Origin of the sequence: Paraburkholderia sp. RL17-381-BIF-C, from assembly GCF_046026435.1 — a bacterium.
GTDB lineage: Bacteria > Pseudomonadota > Gammaproteobacteria > Burkholderiales > Burkholderiaceae > Paraburkholderia.
This window is the reverse complement of sequence record NZ_JARESX010000017.1, coordinates 33,313-48,976: the sequence shown is the minus strand read 5'-3', so window position 1 is coordinate 48,976 and position 15,664 is coordinate 33,313. Positions and strand designations below refer to the sequence as shown.

At 63.6% G+C, this 15,664-nt stretch carries 16 protein-coding genes; 3 read left to right on the top strand and 13 right to left on the bottom strand.

Annotated elements, in window-relative coordinates:
* Positions 1-10 precede the first annotated feature (10 nt).
* Complete coding sequence (locus P0D70_RS13325) at positions 11-865, top strand: AraC family transcriptional regulator (RefSeq protein WP_408184829.1); 855 nt, start codon at positions 11-13, stop codon at positions 863-865.
* 41 nt (positions 866-906) lie between these two features.
* On the opposite strand, the gene P0D70_RS13320 is transcribed toward P0D70_RS13325, so the two are convergent.
* The 10 genes from P0D70_RS13320 to P0D70_RS13275 form a co-directional block, all read right to left on the bottom strand.
* Positions 907-1,305 carry a hypothetical protein gene (locus P0D70_RS13320; protein ID WP_091803177.1) on the bottom strand — a complete coding sequence of 133 codons (399 nt, stop codon included), beginning with the start codon at positions 1,303-1,305 and terminating at the stop codon, positions 907-909.
* 11 nt (positions 1,306-1,316) lie between these two features.
* Positions 1,317-1,985, bottom strand: coding sequence for an RraA family protein (locus P0D70_RS13315; RefSeq protein WP_408184828.1), 669 nt, complete (start codon positions 1,983-1,985; stop codon positions 1,317-1,319).
* Positions 1,982-3,043: an amidohydrolase family protein gene (locus tag P0D70_RS13310; RefSeq protein ID WP_408184827.1), complete on the bottom strand. Its 1,062-nt coding sequence runs from the start codon at positions 3,041-3,043 to the stop codon at positions 1,982-1,984. Before P0D70_RS13310 ends, P0D70_RS13315 begins: the two co-directional genes overlap by 4 nt.
* A 99-nt stretch (positions 3,044-3,142) precedes the next feature.
* Entirely contained in the window at positions 3,143-4,462 is a 1,320-nt protein-coding gene (locus tag P0D70_RS13305) for an MFS transporter (RefSeq protein WP_408184826.1), read from the bottom strand.
* 124 nt (positions 4,463-4,586) lie between these two features.
* Positions 4,587-5,486: a LysR family transcriptional regulator gene (locus P0D70_RS13300; protein ID WP_408184825.1), complete on the bottom strand. Its 900-nt coding sequence runs from the start codon at positions 5,484-5,486 to the stop codon at positions 4,587-4,589.
* Entirely contained in the window at positions 5,483-6,457 is a 975-nt protein-coding gene (locus P0D70_RS13295; protein ID WP_408184824.1) for a LysR family transcriptional regulator, read from the bottom strand. Before P0D70_RS13295 ends, P0D70_RS13300 begins: the two co-directional genes overlap by 4 nt.
* A 30-nt stretch (positions 6,458-6,487) precedes the next feature.
* Positions 6,488-7,195: an EthD family reductase gene (locus tag P0D70_RS13290; RefSeq protein WP_408184823.1), complete on the bottom strand. Its 708-nt coding sequence runs from the start codon at positions 7,193-7,195 to the stop codon at positions 6,488-6,490.
* 2 nt (positions 7,196-7,197) lie between these two features.
* Positions 7,198-7,749, bottom strand: a complete 552-nt coding sequence (gene hpaC / locus P0D70_RS13285) for a 4-hydroxyphenylacetate 3-monooxygenase, reductase component (protein ID WP_408184822.1) — start codon at positions 7,747-7,749, stop codon at positions 7,198-7,200.
* A gap of 23 nt (positions 7,750-7,772) precedes the next feature.
* Positions 7,773-8,975, bottom strand: a complete 1,203-nt coding sequence (locus tag P0D70_RS13280; protein WP_408184873.1) for an acyl-CoA dehydrogenase family protein — start codon at positions 8,973-8,975, stop codon at positions 7,773-7,775.
* Positions 8,976-9,047: 72 nt separating this feature from the next.
* Positions 9,048-10,406 carry an MFS transporter gene (locus P0D70_RS13275; RefSeq protein ID WP_408184821.1) on the bottom strand — a complete coding sequence of 453 codons (1,359 nt, stop codon included), beginning with the start codon at positions 10,404-10,406 and terminating at the stop codon, positions 9,048-9,050.
* Positions 10,407-10,719: 313 nt separating this feature from the next.
* Here P0D70_RS13275 and P0D70_RS13270 point away from each other — a divergent pair, with 313 nt between their 5' ends.
* The gene (locus P0D70_RS13270; protein ID WP_408184820.1) at positions 10,720-11,445 is read left to right on the top strand and encodes a haloacid dehalogenase type II; all 726 of its coding nucleotides are present in this window, start codon (positions 10,720-10,722) and stop codon (positions 11,443-11,445) included.
* 114 nt (positions 11,446-11,559) lie between these two features.
* Here the strand turns inward: P0D70_RS13270 and P0D70_RS13265 are convergent, their stop codons facing one another.
* From P0D70_RS13265 to P0D70_RS13255, 3 genes are read right to left on the bottom strand one after another with little or no spacing between them, the layout of a single operon-like run.
* Positions 11,560-13,032, bottom strand: coding sequence for an NAD-dependent succinate-semialdehyde dehydrogenase (locus P0D70_RS13265; protein ID WP_091803140.1), 1,473 nt, complete (start codon positions 13,030-13,032; stop codon positions 11,560-11,562).
* Positions 13,007-13,225 carry a hypothetical protein gene (locus tag P0D70_RS13260; RefSeq protein WP_408184819.1) on the bottom strand — a complete coding sequence of 73 codons (219 nt, stop codon included), beginning with the start codon at positions 13,223-13,225 and terminating at the stop codon, positions 13,007-13,009. The genes P0D70_RS13265 and P0D70_RS13260 overlap by 26 nt, the downstream gene beginning before the upstream one ends.
* Complete coding sequence (locus P0D70_RS13255) at positions 13,222-14,238, bottom strand: LacI family DNA-binding transcriptional regulator (protein ID WP_091803138.1); 1,017 nt, start codon at positions 14,236-14,238, stop codon at positions 13,222-13,224. Before P0D70_RS13255 ends, P0D70_RS13260 begins: the two co-directional genes overlap by 4 nt.
* Positions 14,239-14,441: 203 nt before the next feature.
* On the opposite strand from P0D70_RS13255, the gene P0D70_RS13250 reads away from it, so the two are divergent.
* A complete protein-coding gene (locus P0D70_RS13250) occupies positions 14,442-15,581 on the top strand; it encodes an ABC transporter ATP-binding protein (RefSeq protein ID WP_408184818.1) in 1,140 nt (379 codons plus the stop codon).
* Positions 15,582-15,664 lie beyond the last annotated feature (83 nt).

Sequence of the window (15,664 nt, the reverse complement as noted above, 5' to 3'; positions counted from 1 at the left end):
AGCGTGTGCTATGGAGACATCGGATAAGAGCGAGCCGGAAGTGGTCTGCTGGCGAGACGGCGCGCTCGACGGCGCGTGTCTTGCGAGCGCACGTTATGGCAATCACAAGTTCGACCGCCATCTGCACGACGAACTGGTCATCGTCATGACGGAAGCCGGCGCGGGCCAATGCCATACGCGCGCGGGCAGCGAGATTGCCGGACCCGGCAGCGTGCTGGTGTTCGGGCCGGGCGAATATCATAGCGGTGAGGTTTGGGAGGGCCGCGAATGGATTTATCGCGCGATCTATCTCGACATGGAAGGGCTTGGCGCGCTGAGCGCGGTGTTCTCACCCGATGCGCGCGCCGACAAGCCGCTGCTGATTCCGCCGGGACTTTATCAGGATCCGCACCTCGCGGGTTTGCTGGTCAAGGCGCACGCGAGCATGGATGAACAGGGCGCTGTCTCGCTGATGGAGCGTCAGGCGAACTGGTGGGCCGCGATGGGCATACTGGTCGGACGCTATGGGCGCTCCGGTGAGGAGCCGGTCGAGCCCCGGCGCGAAGCGCGCAAGATGGAGCAGGTGCGCGAGTATGTCGCCGCCAATTACGAGCGTGATATCTCAGTCGACGAACTGGCGGAACTGGTCGGGCTGAGCCGTTTTTACCTCACACGCGCTTTCTGCAAGGAATTTGGCTTGCCGCCGCACGCCTACGCGACCCAGGTGAGGTTGCTGGCGGCGAAGCGGATGCTCGCTGCCGGCCACAATGCGGCGACGGCCGCGGCAGCGGTGGGCTTTTACGATCAGAGCCATTTGAACCGGTTGTTCAAGCGCGCCTATGGCATCACGCCTGGCGCGTATGCGGCGTTGAAGCCGGGGCATTGAGCCGCGGCTCGCGGCTCGCGCCTCGCGTTTCGCCGCCACCATCACGCGGGCAGAGGCACATCCTCGATCAGCGCCGCCCGCACCGCACGAATCCTGCGATCGACGAAGTACCCGCCGCCTTCCACGTAACGCAGATAAAGCCTCCCGCACAACGAGCATTGCCACACGGCGCACCGGTTATACGGGAAGTATTTCGGCGCGATAGGCGCGTCCGCCGCCCAATAACTGGTTTTGCCCGGCAGATACTCACTGAACGTCGGCTCCGGATCGTCCTCCGGCAACAGCGTGCCGATTTCCTCGAACTGCGTTTCATCGAGCGACAAAGGTTGCGATTGCCAGCCGTCGAGCGGGGTTTTCGTGCACGAGCAGGGCGCGGTAGCGCGCGTTTGCGCATTGCGCGCGAGTTCGAGGAGTGTTGCCGTGTTCAGATATTGCGCCATGTGGCCCACAATCAGTTGTTCATCATTCGTTCCCGGTGCGGAACGACCCACGAGCGGTCGAATCTGCCGTCGGCAATCGACTTCAGCGCCGCTGTTTCTTTCGCATGCTGGCGACGCGCGCCTTCGATCACCGCTTCCACGTCGGCGGGCGCGATGGCGAGCAAGCCATCTTCGTCGCCGACCATGATATCCCCAGGGTGCACGACCATGCCACCGACCGTGACCGGTACGTTGATTTCGCCCGGTCCGTTCTTGTACGGGCCACGATGCGTGACGCCCCGCGCGTACACCGGAAAATCGCGCTGACGCAGCGCGCCGACGTCACGGATCGCGCCGTCGATCACGAGACCCTGAACGCCGAGACTTTCCGCGAAGCTGGCCATGATCTCGCCCATCAGCGCCTGCGTGAGATCGCCCGCGCCGTCGATCACGAGCACGTCGCCGGGCCGGCAAAAGTCGAACGCGCGATGAATCGCGAGATTGTCCCCTGGCCGGGTGTGGACCGTGACGGCGGTGCCTGCCATGGGTCTCGGTTGGTGATAGGGCCGCAAGCCCACCATGCCGCTCGCGCGCGCCATGTTGTCGCTCAGCAGCGACACGGCCAGTTCACGCAATGCGTCTAGCGTGGCCGGCCTCGCCTGCGGCGCGGACTCGTATTCGCGCCATCCGATTGGATTCATACCGTTGCCCCTTGAGTTGCTGGTGTAGCGAGCTGTCGATCGAGTTGACGATCGAGTTGACGCGAGAGCCGCGCATACACGGCGCGCGCGTTGTCTTCGTATATACGCTGGCGGTCCGCGTCGCTGAGCCAGTCGATGGCGTCGATATAGCGGCGGGTGTCGTCGTAATAGTGGCCGGTTTCCGGATCGATACCCTGTACCGCGCCGATGGTTTCCGACGCGAACAGGATGTTGCCGACCGGAATGACCTTGGCGAGCAGTTCGGTGCCGGGCTGGTGATAGACGCAGGTGTCGAAGAACACGTTGTTCAGCAGGTATTCGCTGAGCAGCGGACGCTTCATGTCCTGCGCGAGTCCGCGATAGCGGCCCCAGTGATACGGCACGGCGCCGCCGCCGTGCGGGATGATGAAGCGCAGCGAGGGAAAGTCGGCGAACAGATCGCCCTGCAGCAATTGCATGAACGCCGACGTGTCGCCGTTGATGTAATGCGCGCCCGTTGCATGGAAGTTTGGATTGCACGACGACGAGACGTGGATCATCGCCGGCACGTCGAGTTCCACCATCGCCTCGTAGAGCGGATACCAGGAGCGGTCCGTGAGCGGCAGACCGGACCAATGGCCGCCGGACGGATCCGGATTCAGATTGCAGCCGATAAAGCCGAGCTCTTCGACACAGCGCCGCAATTCAGCGATGCAGTTGGCGGGCGGCACGCCCGGCGCCTGCGGCAATTGGCACACGCCGACGAAGTTGCGCGGAAACAGTTCGCACACGCGATGCACAAGGTCGTTGCATTCGCTTGACCAGAGCGCGTTGGCCTGGGCGGTGGCGAGGTGATGGCCCATGCCGGCGGCGCGGGGCGAGAAGATCGTGAGGTCCGTTCCGCGCTCGCGCTGGATCCGCAGCTGGCCGGTTTCGATGCTCGCGCGAATCTCGTCGTCGGTGATCGATGGCCGTGGCGGCGGCGTGCCGCCGTCCTTGAGCGCGGCGATCTGCTGCGCGCGCCAGGTTTCGTGCTGGCTCGGTGCGGTCGTGTAATGACCGTGACAATCGATGATCATGGTGTGCCAATCCTGTGAGTTGTCGCTGCGCGTGCATGCGCAGTGCGCGCAGATTCGATCCGCTGTCTGTTCAATCGCTCCGTCCGGCCGTGCCGCCTTTCAGGCGCGCGGGGCGGGGTCGGCGGCGAGGGAAGTTGCTTTGTCTTCCGCCGGTGTGACCCGCATGACCAGCGCGATGATCGTCGCAACAACCAGAAAGGCCGCGATCGTCAGCAAGGCCAGCTTGAAATTGCCGGTTGCGCTGCGCACGAGGCCGATGCTCCACGGCCCGACCAGGCCGCCGAATTGCGCGATGGTGTTGATCAGCGCGATCGTCGCGGCGCCCGCCGCGCCGGTCCTGAACGACGATGCGAGGCTCCAGAACAGCGGGTTGCCCGCATAGATGAACAAACCGGTCACGCACAGCAGCCCATAAGCGATCACGGGGTTCGGTGCGTAGGCGCTGCCGGCAATGGCCAGCGCGCTCATGCCGTACACGAATGCGAGGTGCTTCTTGCGGTCGCCGGTGCGATCGGAACTGCGGCTGACGAGGAACGTGCCCAGCACGCCGAGCAAAGGTGGCGCGGCCGATAAAAAACCGACTTCGAGATTGGTCAGGTGGCCGAGGCTCTTGACGATCTGCGGCAACCACAGAAACAGGCCGTAAATGCCAACCAGCGCGCAACCGAACAGGCAAGCAAGACTCCATACGCGGATGTCGCCCGCCACGCGCAGCAGCGGGAAATGCGCGTTACCGCCCACGGCTTCGCGCTCGGCGGCGAGCGTCGATTCGAGCCAGCGCTTTTCGTCGACGGACAGCCAGTCGGCGTCGGCGGGGCGTTCGGTCATGATGCGCAGCGTCAGCAGGCCCAGCAGCATGGCCGGCACGCCTTCGAGAATGAACATCCATTGCCAGCCCTGCAAGCCGAGAATGCCGTTCGCATAGGTCATCAACGCGGTGGAAATGGGACCGCCCAGCACCGCGGAAAATGAACCGGCGATGATATAGCCGCCCACCGCACGCGCGCGGTAGCGCACGGGAAACCATTTCGTCAGGTAGACGGCGACGCCCGGCAGAAAACCCGCTTCCATGACGCCGAGCAGAAAGCGCAGCACGTAGAAGCTCGAATCGTTGAACACGAACGCCGTGGCGGCGGCGACCGCGCCCCAGGTCAGGAGAATGCGCGCGATCCAGCGGCGTGCGCCCACGCGATGCAGCAACAGGTTGCTCGGCACTTCCAGCAACATGTACCCGACGAAGAAGATGCTGCCCGCGAACCCGAACACGGCCGGACTGAACCCGAGCTGCCTGTTCATGTCCAGCGCGGCGAAACCGATATTGATCCGGTCGAGATAGTTGAAGAACATCATCGCGAAGAGCAGGGGCATCAGGCGCCCGTAGACTTTTCGCATGGTTACGGCTTCGTTGATCGCGTCCATCCTGTCTCCTACCTTGCGGCGACGGCCGTAGCCGTGGCTGCGTTCTAATCATATGTGAGCCAATGATAAGAACGCGCGCGGTGGGAGTCCAAGACCGCTTGCTTATGCTTCTATAACTGATTGCTTATAGTGCTGGGCCCGGGAGCGGCGCGGGAAGGCAACCCAGAAACGCTCGCAGATGAGGCGAAGGGTCGTCGGTGCGGAAAGTGGCTGCGAGTGTGGAGCGATACGACGAGCCGGGTCCGGTGAGGTGGCGGAAAACCACATCAGTGCGCCCGTGCCGCGCCACCGATTCGCCGATAAAGGTCACGCCCAGACCCGCGGCCACCAGTGCAATCGCGGTCTGGATTTCATAAGCCTCGTGCGCGACGACCGGGGTGATGCCCGCATCGCGATAGAGCGATTGCACGGAGCGTTTGAATTGGGCGTTCTGATGCTTCGGATACAGAATCAACGGAGTATCGGCGAGTTCGGCAATGCGCACTTTCTTGTGCGCGGCAAGCGGATGCCCCGGTTCGAGCGCGGCCATGACGCGCTCGCGCAGCAGCGGATACGACGTGCAACCTTCAATCGTCAGCGGCTGCCGGCCAATGCCGATGTGAATACGCATGTCGCGCAGCGCATCGGTCTGTTCTTCGGTGAGCATCTCGAAGAGTTTGAGTTCGACCTGCGGAAACGCCTCGTGAAATGCTTTCAGCGCGGGCGGCAGAACGCTGTACATCGACGAGCGGGTGAAGCCGATGCTCAGCCAGCCACGCCGGCCTACGCCGATTTCCTGCGCGACGAGGGTCATCTGTTCCAGCGTGCCGAGTATTTGTCGCGCCTCGCTGCACAGATACTGGCCCGCCTCGGTCAGGCTCAGCGGACGCCTCGCGCGATCGACCAGTTGCGTGCCGAGTCGTTCTTCGAGCGAACGGATCTGCTGGCTCAGTGCGGGCTGCGCGATATGCAGGCGTTCGGCGGCGCGGCTGAAGTTGAGCTCCTCCACGAGAATCACGAAGCACTGCAGGGCTCTGACGTTCATATCGATTCTTTTCTCCGCGCCCGTCGCGGTGCGAGGGCTGGCGTTTGCGCGCTGCTCGCCGGTCGATGGAACATGCCGTAGATTTCATCGAGCAGCCAGGCAATGCCCGGATCCGCCGAAAATTGCGAGTGCGAGTGAACCTGAATTTCAATGGGCGGCAGCGCGAACGGCAAAGGCAGGATGCGAAAGGCTTTATTGCGGTTGAAACGCTGCGCGATACTCCGCGGGAAAATCACGGCGAGGTCGGTATGCTGGACGATCTCCGGCGCCACCACGAAATGCGGCAGGCGCAGCACGATATCGCGGCGCAGATTCAATTCTTCCAGCCATTGTTCGACCATGCGGTGACCGGTCGCATTGGTGCTGGCATACACATAACGCAGGCTCGCGAGATCTTCCTTGGTCGGCTTCTGTTTGCGCAGCGGGTGACCGGCGCGCACCACGCACACATGTTCGTCGACGAAGAGCGTTCTGCTTATGCAACCGGGGTCGAGGCCGGGCACATAGCCGAGCGCGAGATCGATCTTGCCGCTGCGCATGGCCGAGCTCACCGAGTCGACGGAGACATTCGCAATTTCCAGGCGAATGCCGCGCGCGTTGCGATCGAGCATCGACAGAAGCGGCGGCAGGAAATAGAACTCCGACATATCCGACATCGACACGCGAAAAACGCGCTGCGCCGTGGCCGGATCGAACTTGGCGATTTGCTGGACCGCGTCGTTGATGATCCCGAACGCCTGCGTGAGCGGCGCGTGCAGGCGCAAGGCGGCGTCGGTTGGAATCATGCCGGTGGGCGTGCGAACGAAGAGCCGGTCGTCGAACAGCACGCGCAGCCGGCGCAACGCGTGGCTGACGGCAGGCTGCGTGAGTCCGAGACGTTCCCCGGCGGCGGTCAGGCTGCGCAGATCGGAGATGGCCAGAAACACGCGCAGCAGGTTCAAGTCCGTAATGCCGGGTTGCGACTTGCTCATGACGTTCGGATCGCGGCGAGGGAGGGGTATTTATTTGGGTTTCAGATTACCGTAAATGCTGCGCATAGGGAAATGCAGCGTCGCGCCGCTGTACGGCGGGAAGGCGTTGAAGTCCTGCTTCATGCTGGCCCGAACCGGCGACGCGAGGGCCGCGGCCAGCGACGCGGCATCGTCGAAAACCACCTTGTTGCGTTGCATGGACGTGGCGCGTGCCACTTCGAGGCCCGAACCGTAATCCAGACGCGTGTAGATTTCGAGTTCGCGAATGCCGGGCAATTGCGCCATGAGTGGCGGATGATGCGCGAGGTAATGCGCGAGCCACGCGTTGAAGTCCTGCGCTTCGCCTTCATAGCTGACGAGGTATGTGCAGCGCTCGGCGCGAGCGCTGGGGTCACCCGGATTCGGCGTGGCGAACTGCCTGACCGCCATGGCCTGCTGCGTGAAGACGAGACCCGTGGTCGAAGCGCCTTCGACCACGTCGTGCAACGCACCCCACGGTTGCAGCGCGTGTTCAAGCGGTTCGAGATCGTCGAAATACCATTGCAGCACGCAGCGGGGGCGGGCGGAAGTGTCGGTCGTCGACAAAGGATCGCAGTCGTCCGATTCCTCGGGCACGTGAATCGCGAGACGGCGCAATCCCTCCGTGTCGCGCGAGGCCGCTTCGAGCCGTGACAGCTCGGGGGGCCGCGCTTCTCGCTCAGGCGCACCGTGGCCAATCAGAAAGAAGCAGACTTCCACGTTCACCTCGTTGCTTGCGCGGTAAGCGGCGCGGTTGCTGGCGGCCTGCTCAAGCGATGAAACTGCCGGCCGAAATAAATCAGCCCGTCGCCGTCCGAGCGCAGCGCAACGTGGCGGATCTGCGCGAACATGACCGAGTGCGAGCCGACCGTCTTGATGTCCACGATCTCGCCTTCGAGACTGGCAATCGCATCCTGCAGCACCGGTGCCGGCGACTCGCCCACGGTCCAAGCGTGACGGCCGAAGCGCTCGTCCATCGAGCACGCCGTCATGCCGGCAAAATCACGCGCGAGTTCCTGGCACTCCGCGGCAAGCACATTGATGCACACGCTGCGGTTGCGATGCAGTACGTCATGCACGTAGCTGGCTTGATTGATACAGACGAGCATGGTCGGCGGCGCGTCCGTCACCGAGCACACCGCGCTGGCAGTGATGCCACAGCGGCCGCCGGGTCCATCCGTGGTGATGATGTTGACGGCGGCCGGCAGGCACGCCATCGCGTCGCGGAAACGCTTTCTGGTGTCTTCGATCGTCACGTTCATTTCCTTTTGCATGGCAGGAGGCCGGGCGCGCCGTGTTACGGAAAAGGCGTGACTGGCGGCACGCCCGCGAACAGCGCGCCGGAGGCGTCATAGGTGCCTTCACCCAGAAACGCATGTTGTGTCACGACGATCGAATCCCGCACGAGACGCTGCAGGCGGTTCTCGCGATAGATCGCCGCGACGCCCGCCATCTGATACGCCTGCATGACCACTTCGGCGCCGATCTGCGCGGCGTGCGTCGCGCTCAGGCGCAACAGATTCGCCTGCTCCTGCGAGACGGCATCGCCGTTGATGATCGTCCGCCATGCGGCCTCGGCGGATTCGTAGAAGAACGCGCGGGCGCTGCGCCAGTTGGCCTCCGCTTTCGCGAGGCCCGAGCGGTAATAGCCGCGGTCGGCGAGGCGCGGCGCGCCGGTGGTGGTTTTGGTCGAGCCGGACATGCCTGTCAACAGATCGAGCGCCGCCCGCGCGAGACCGATGTTGACGGCAGCGTGCACCTGCGCCTGATAGGCGACGGCGGGGTAGCGGTACAGCGGTTCGTCGATCAGCGCCGCGCCGCCGCGCACGAAGGTCCATGGCGTCTCAACGAATTTATCCTGGAGCCGCAGATCGTGGCTGCCGGTTCCCTGCATACCGACCACGTTCCAGTTCTCGACGATCTCGACCTCATGCGCGGGAAACACCGCGGTGAACGGCTTGCCCGCGGCCGCCGCGCCGGAGTTGGCGGGCGTGCCGCCGATGCCGACGCCGATCCAGTCGGCGCCCTTGCAGCCGCTCGCGAAGCGCCACTGCCCGCTCACCACGAAGCCACCCGGCGCCTGGGCAGCGGGTTGCGGCGGATAGAGGCCGCCCGAGAAAACCTGGTCGGGGCCGGTGGCGTAAATCTGCTCCTGTGTTTCGATCGGTAACGCGGCGAGATACGTATTCGCCGAGCCGAACGCGGCCACCCAGGCAGCGGAGCCGTCGGCGATCGCAATGCGTTCGAGCATCCGCAGAAATTGCGCCGGTGGCAGCGCGTCGCCGCCGAAGCGTTGCGGCGTGCTGGCGCGGAAGATGCCCGCGCGCTTCATCTTCGCGATCATGTCGCGCGGGACATGGGAGAGTTGATCGAACTCGTCGCGGCGGCGCTCGATTTCGCTGATCAGCGCGTCGAGTGTGATCGGGCCGGCGTACTCAGGATACGGATCGGCATGATCGAGCGCCCTGGGTTCGTAAGCGTAGGTCGAAACATTGCTCATCGGAAGGCTTTGCATGATGACGGCTTGAAAATGGAGTAAATGAGTTCGGACGAATTGGCGTCGGCGGGGACGTCAAGCGCTTTCGCGCTCTGAATGCTCTTTGGCCTTCGCCTCGAGCCGCAGCGCTTTGGGAAAGGTCTCCGGTGCGAAGCAGGTGGCGGCTACCGTGATCAATCCGAGCACGACGAGATAGATCGCCACTGGTGCGGCGCTGCGGTAATGCGCGAGCAGCGCGGTCGCGACCATCGGCGAGAGTCCGCCGCCGAGTACCGACGAAATCTCGCGGCCGATACCGAGCCCCGAAAACCGCAGATGAACCGGCAACAACTCGCTGATGAACGCGGGCTGTGCGCCTTCCAGAATGCCGAGCGTGATGCTGTTGGCGAGTACGAGCGCGGTGATGACTTTCCACAGCACGCCTGAGCCGAGCAGCGAGAAATACGGATAGGCGACCAGCACCATCGCCACGGCGCCGGCGAGATAGACCGGCTTGCGGCCGATCCGGTCCGTGAGACGCCCCATCAACAGCGACATGGGGATCATCAGCAACATCGACACGGTCAAGCCGCCTAACACCCAGCTCGATTTCAGGCCGATGAACTGGCCATACGCAATCGAGAACGCGAAGAAGATGTACGACGCCGCGCCTTCGCCGAAGCGCAGGCCGAACACGGTCAACACCTGGCGCGGGCATTGGCGCAGCACTTCGACGACCGGCATGCGGGCATCGCGGCGCGTGGCCTTGACCTCGGCGAACTCCGCGCTTTCGTCGACGGAGCGGCGCATCCACAGGCCGAGCGCAACCAGCACGGCGCTGCAGAGGAACGGCACGCGCCAGCCCCAGCTGTGAAAGTCGGCGGGCGTGAGCGTTTGCACGAGCAGAAACGCGGCGGTGGACAGCACGAAGCCGAACGCTGCGCCGCACGGGCTCCAGGCCGCGAGCGCGCCGCGCCGGGAGGCGGGCGCGCTTTCGTGAATCAGCAGAATGCTGCCGCTCCATTCGCCGCCTGCGGCGAGGCCTTGCAAAATGCGCAACAGCACCAGCATGACGGGCGCCGCGAGGCCGATCTGCTGATAGGTCGGCAGAAGACCCATGCACACGGTGGCCGTGCCCATGACGAGCAGCGTCAGCATCATGACCGTCTTGCGGCCGTAGCGGTCGCCGATATGGCCGCACAGCACGCCGCCGATGGGCCGCGCGATGAAGCCCACCGTAAAGCCGCCGAACGCAGCGATCGTGCCGGTCAGCGGATCGCTGCCAACGGGAAAGAACAGCTTGCCGAATACGAGCGCGGCGGCGGTGCCATAGAGGAAGAAGTCGTACCATTCGAGAACCTGACCGAGCACGGCGGTCGTCACCGCGCGACGAACCTTGCTGGTGGGCCGGATGGCGGGCAGGGGTGTCAGAACAGCTGTCGCGTCAGAATTCATGGCAGTGGGAGGGTCACGAGGTGAAGGGTCGCGCGCTCACGCCTTTTTGATCGGCAGGAGCGGCGAGACGAATCCGGCAGGCATGTCGAACGATAGGACCGTGAAAAAGCGCGGTCAAATTCGGGCCAAAAATGCCCGTCATGAATCGTGTGCATGACGGTTACGCTATTGCACGCGCGGCCGTTGTAGGCACTTGCGCGTGTGGGTTCCAACGAGAGCGGGTTGGCGGTTTGTTCGGGGAACTGAGATTTGGAGAAGCGCGGCCATCGCTCTACACTGTGTTCACATTCGGCGAAACAAGGAGAGAACCGGCATGCAATTGACCGATTTCGATACGCTGACGTTCGACTGCTATGGAACGTTGATCGACTGGGAAACCGGCATTTTCGAAGGCTTGCGGACGCTTCTCGCGCGTGTGGAACCGCCACTCACGCGCGACCAGGTGCTCGAAGCACACGCGCGGCACGAATCGTCGCAGCAGAGATACACGCCGGGGCGGCGTTATCAGGAGCTACTGCCGATCGTCTACAAGCGTCTTGCGGAAGAGTGGCAGGTGCCGTACACGCTCGCCGACTGCGTGGCGTACGGCAAGTCGATCCAAAACTGGCCCGCGTTCGACGATTCCGCTGCGTCGTTGCAATACCTGAAGCAGCATTACAAGCTGGTGATTCTGTCGAACGTCGATAACGAAAGCTTTGCTTATAGCAACGCGAAACTACAGGTCGAATTCGACGCGATTTTCACGGCCGAGGATATTGGGTCATACAAGCCGTCGCCGCGCAATTTCGAGTACATGCTGGAAAAGCTGGGCGAGCGAGGCATCAGGAAGGAAAAGATTTTGCACACGGCCGAAAGCCTGTTCCACGACCACAAACCGGCGAACGAATTCGGTCTCTCGTCCTGCTGGATTTATCGCCGGCACGCAAAGCAGGGCTTCGGTGCGACGATGGATCCGGGCTCACAGCCGGAGATCGACTTCCGCTTCAACAGCATGGGTGATCTGGTGAAAGCGCATCAGCGGGCTTTGCTGGCCAAATAGCGATTGAATGAAAACTGCCGCTTCGGTACAGCGCCTCTTTGGAATGTAAGGCGCTGCGCCGAGGCGGCAGAGTGTGCAGGTCAGGCGTTCAGTTGCCAGCGGGATAGCGGCTCGTCAATCAAGCCCGCCTTGGCACAGGTACTTGATCGACATGTAATCGTCGAGCCCGTACTTCGACCCTTCGCGGCCATAGCCCGATTCCTTCACGCCACCAAACGGCGCCGCTTCGCTCGACACTGCGCCTTCATTGATGCCGATCACCCCCGCTTCGAGCTGTGCGGCCACGCGGTTGATACGCCGCACGTCCTGCGTGTAGAAGTAGGCGGCGAGGCCGAACGGCGTGTCGTTGGCGAGGCGGATCGCTTCGGCTTCGTCGTCGAAACTGAAGAGCGGGGCAACCGGGCCGAAGGTTTCTTCGCAGCAGACCAGCATGTCGTCGCGCGCGTCCGTCAGCACGGTCGGCGCGTAGTAGTTCGGGCCGAGTTCCGTCAGGCGCTTGCCGCCGGTCAGCACTTTCGCTCCGTGTTTGACGGCGTCTTCCACGTGACGGGCGATCTTCTCGATTGCGCGCTCGTTGATCATCGGGCCGATCTGCGCGTCCGGGTCCGTTGCGGGCGCAACCTTCAAGGCGGCGACGCGTCGCGCGAGCAGCTCGGCAAAGCGCGCATAGACGCCGGCCTGCACATACACGCGGTTCGGACACACGCAGGTCTGGCCGCCATTGCGGAATTTCGCCGCCATCAGACCGGTGACGGCGGCGTCGAGATCGGCGTCGTCGAATACGATAAAGGGCGCGTTGCCGCCCAATTCCAGCGAGAGCTTCTTGAGCGTGCCCGCGGATTCACGCGCGAGATGCTTGCCGACCGGCGTGGAGCCGGTGAACGTGATCTTGCGCACGCGCGCGTCGGCGAGCCAATCGGCAACCGCGGCAATGCCCTGTTCACGCGAGGCCGACAGCATGTTCAACACACCGTCCGGCAGACCGGCTTCCTGCGCGAGCGCGGCGAGAGCGAGCGCGGTGAGCGGCGTGTCTTCGGCGGGTTTGGCGACCACGGTGCAACCGGCCGCGAGCGCGGGCGCGATCTTGCGGGCGATCATGGCCAGCGGGAAATTCCACGGCGTGATGGCCGCGACCACGCCGACCGGTTCCTTCACCGCGCTCATGCGCTTGCCGCGCTGCTGCTGCGGAATCAGATCGCCGTAGATGCGGGTCGCTTCGTCGGCGAACCACGCCACGTACGACGCGCCGTAAGCCACTTCGCCGCGGCTTTCCGCGAGCGGCTTGCCCTGTTCCATCGACATCAGCTTCGCGAGGTCGTCGGTATTGGCGACGATCAGCGCGTGCCAGCGGCGCAGAATCTCGGCGCGCTCGCGCGGCAGCTTATCGCGCCAGGCGGGGAACGCGCGGGCTGCGGCGTCGGTGGCGGCGCGCGCGTCCGCGGCGCCGCTGTTCGCGACTTCGACGATCGTTTCGCCGGTGGCCGGGTTGGTGACGGCAAAGCGGGCGCCGTCGGCGGCACCGGCCCATTTTCCGTCGATCAGGTTCTGCGGGCGAATCAGTTCACTGCGCGTCAATGCGAGAGACATCGGGTTGCTCCTTCAGGTTGCCCTTGATTCGGCGAGGCTCGCGGCGGCGCGGCCGCGTACCGTGGGCCGATTGATGGATCGATGCTACGCCTGTGCCGCAATCGATCAATTTGCCAATCGGGGCGTTGGCGGTTTGTACGCCTTTTTTTTCGTGCTGTGACAGCATTTTCTGCTGAATGGCTTGCAAATTCATTTCGGCCGTCGCGGCCCGGTCGACGCGCGCACGATCAGCGTGGGCGGCGGGGCGAGCAGCATCGACGGCTGCTGGTCCGGCGTCTGGATCAGCCGGATCAGACTCTCGACCGACAACTCCGCGATCGCCGCGGTCTGAATCGCGACCGTCGTCAAAGCGGGATGCACCTGGTGCGCCAGTTGAATGTCCGTAATGCCGATCACCGAAACGTCGTTTGGCACCGCTCGGCCCAGCGTCAGCAGCGCCTGTGCCGCACCGATCGCGAGCAGGTCGTTGGTCGCGAAAATCGCGGTGAGATGCGGCCGGTTTGCCATCAGTTGCATGCAGGCGGCGTAGCCCGCGTCGATCGAGTCGCGGATTTGCAGCACCGCCGCCGCGTCGGTCTCGATACCGGCGGCGCGCATCGCGGCGCGAAACCCGTTGGAGCGCGCATCCTGCAAGCCGCCGCAACCGTCGCCGATCAGAAGGCCGATTTCGCGGTGGCCGAGTTCGAGCAGATGCCGCGCGGCCAGCTCGCCCGCGAGATGAAAATCCACGGCGATGCAAGGCAGCGCGGGAGGCGATTCCGGGTGTTCCCACATGGCCAGCAAAATCGGCGCGCTGTGCGTAGCCGACGCACACAGATCGTTGATCGTGATGTCCGTGTTCATGACTAGCACGCCGTCGGCCAGCGTGCCCGCGATCTGGTTCAGATACGCGCGGCCGATCTCGGCGTCATCGTCAGTATTGCAAACCATCAGGAAGTGGCCGGCTTTGCGCGCGGCACGCTCGGCGGCCAGCACGAACTCGGGGTAGAACGGGTTCGAGATATTCGACAGCATCAACGCGAGCGTCGACGAGCGGCCCTCGGCCAGTGCGCGTGCATTCAGGTTGGGCCGGTAGCCGAGATCGGCGATCGCCTTGAGCACGCGTTCAGCCGTTTCGGGGCGCACCTTCTCGCGGTTGCGCAGCACGTTGGAGACAGTCGCGGCGGTGACGTGAGCGCGCTTCGCAACTTCGGACAGAGTGACCATAACTTCTTTATCCCATATTCAGGGAATGCGATTCAAATGTTGCAAGCTGTGGGCGACGTTGATAACTTGCTGGAAAACATCCAGGAGACACCCGCCATGACTTTTTCCCTCGAACTCGAATTTAAGCGATTAAATGCCTGCCGTGCAAGGGTTGGTCACTTATTTTTCCTAGAAATTTAAGCGGTTAAATCCACGGAGGCAGCATGGCGGCAATTCGTTTGACGAACGTGCAGAAGTCGTACGGTGACCATCCGCCGGTGATCCGGCGCGTGAATCTGGAGATAGCGCAGCACGAGTTCTGCGTCTTTCTGGGACCTTCGGGTTGCGGCAAGTCGACTCTGCTGAGAATGATCGCGGGGCTCGAAGACCTGAGCGAAGGCGAACTGCATATCGGCGGCCGTCTGGTGAACGACGTACCCGCAGCGGCGCGCGGCGTCGCCATGGTGTTCCAGAGCTACGCGCTGTTTCCGCACATGACCGTGTTCGACAACATGGCATTCGGTCTGAAGCTCGCGAAACAACCCAAGAACGTGATCGACAGCAAGGTGCGCGAAGCCGCGCGCATTCTGCAACTGGACAGCTTTCTGGAGCGCTATCCGAAAGCGCTTTCGGGCGGGCAGCGACAGCGCGTCGCGATCGGCCGCGCGATCGTGCGGGAGCCCGGCGTGTTCCTGTTCGACGAGCCGCTGTCGAATCTCGACGCCGCGCTGCGTGGCCAGACGCGCGTCGAAATCGCGCGTTTGCATCAGCGCTTTGCCAACGCGAGCGTGGTGTACGTGACCCACGACCAGGTCGAAGCGATGACGCTCGCCGACCGGATCGTGCTGCTGCATGCAGGCGCGGACGCCGAGCGCTTCGGCAGCATTGCGCAAAGCGGCGCGCCGCTCGAGTTGTATCACCATCCAAAGTCGCGCTTCGTGGCGGGTTTCATCGGTTCGCCGCGCATGAATTTTATTGACGCCGTGGTCGATTCGATCGAGCCGGGCAACGTGACGGTCACGCTGACGCAAAGCGGCGAGCGTTTGACCGCACAGGTCGACGGTCAACGTTTGCAGCGCGGCCAGCCGGTCACGCTCGGCGTGCGGCCGGAACATCTGCGCCTCGACGGCGCCGGGCAGTCCGTGCAGTGCACGACGGTGCTGTCGGAACGGCTCGGCGAGCACAGCTATATCCATGCGGATCATGCGGCGGGCACGCTCATCGCCAAGGCCGCGGGCGATACGCCGATCGGGTCGGGCGAGCGTATTGCCATTCACGTTCCGCCTTCTGCCTGTCATCTGTTCGACGCGGATGGGATTGCACTGCGGCGAAGCGCGTTCGAGCCCGAACGCGCCGCCGCTTGAGTTTTGGTTCGTGCGCGTTTGAAGCATCAACAGATTCATCAAAGCCGAATTCCGCCACAGAGCGGGTTACATTGCCGGCAGCC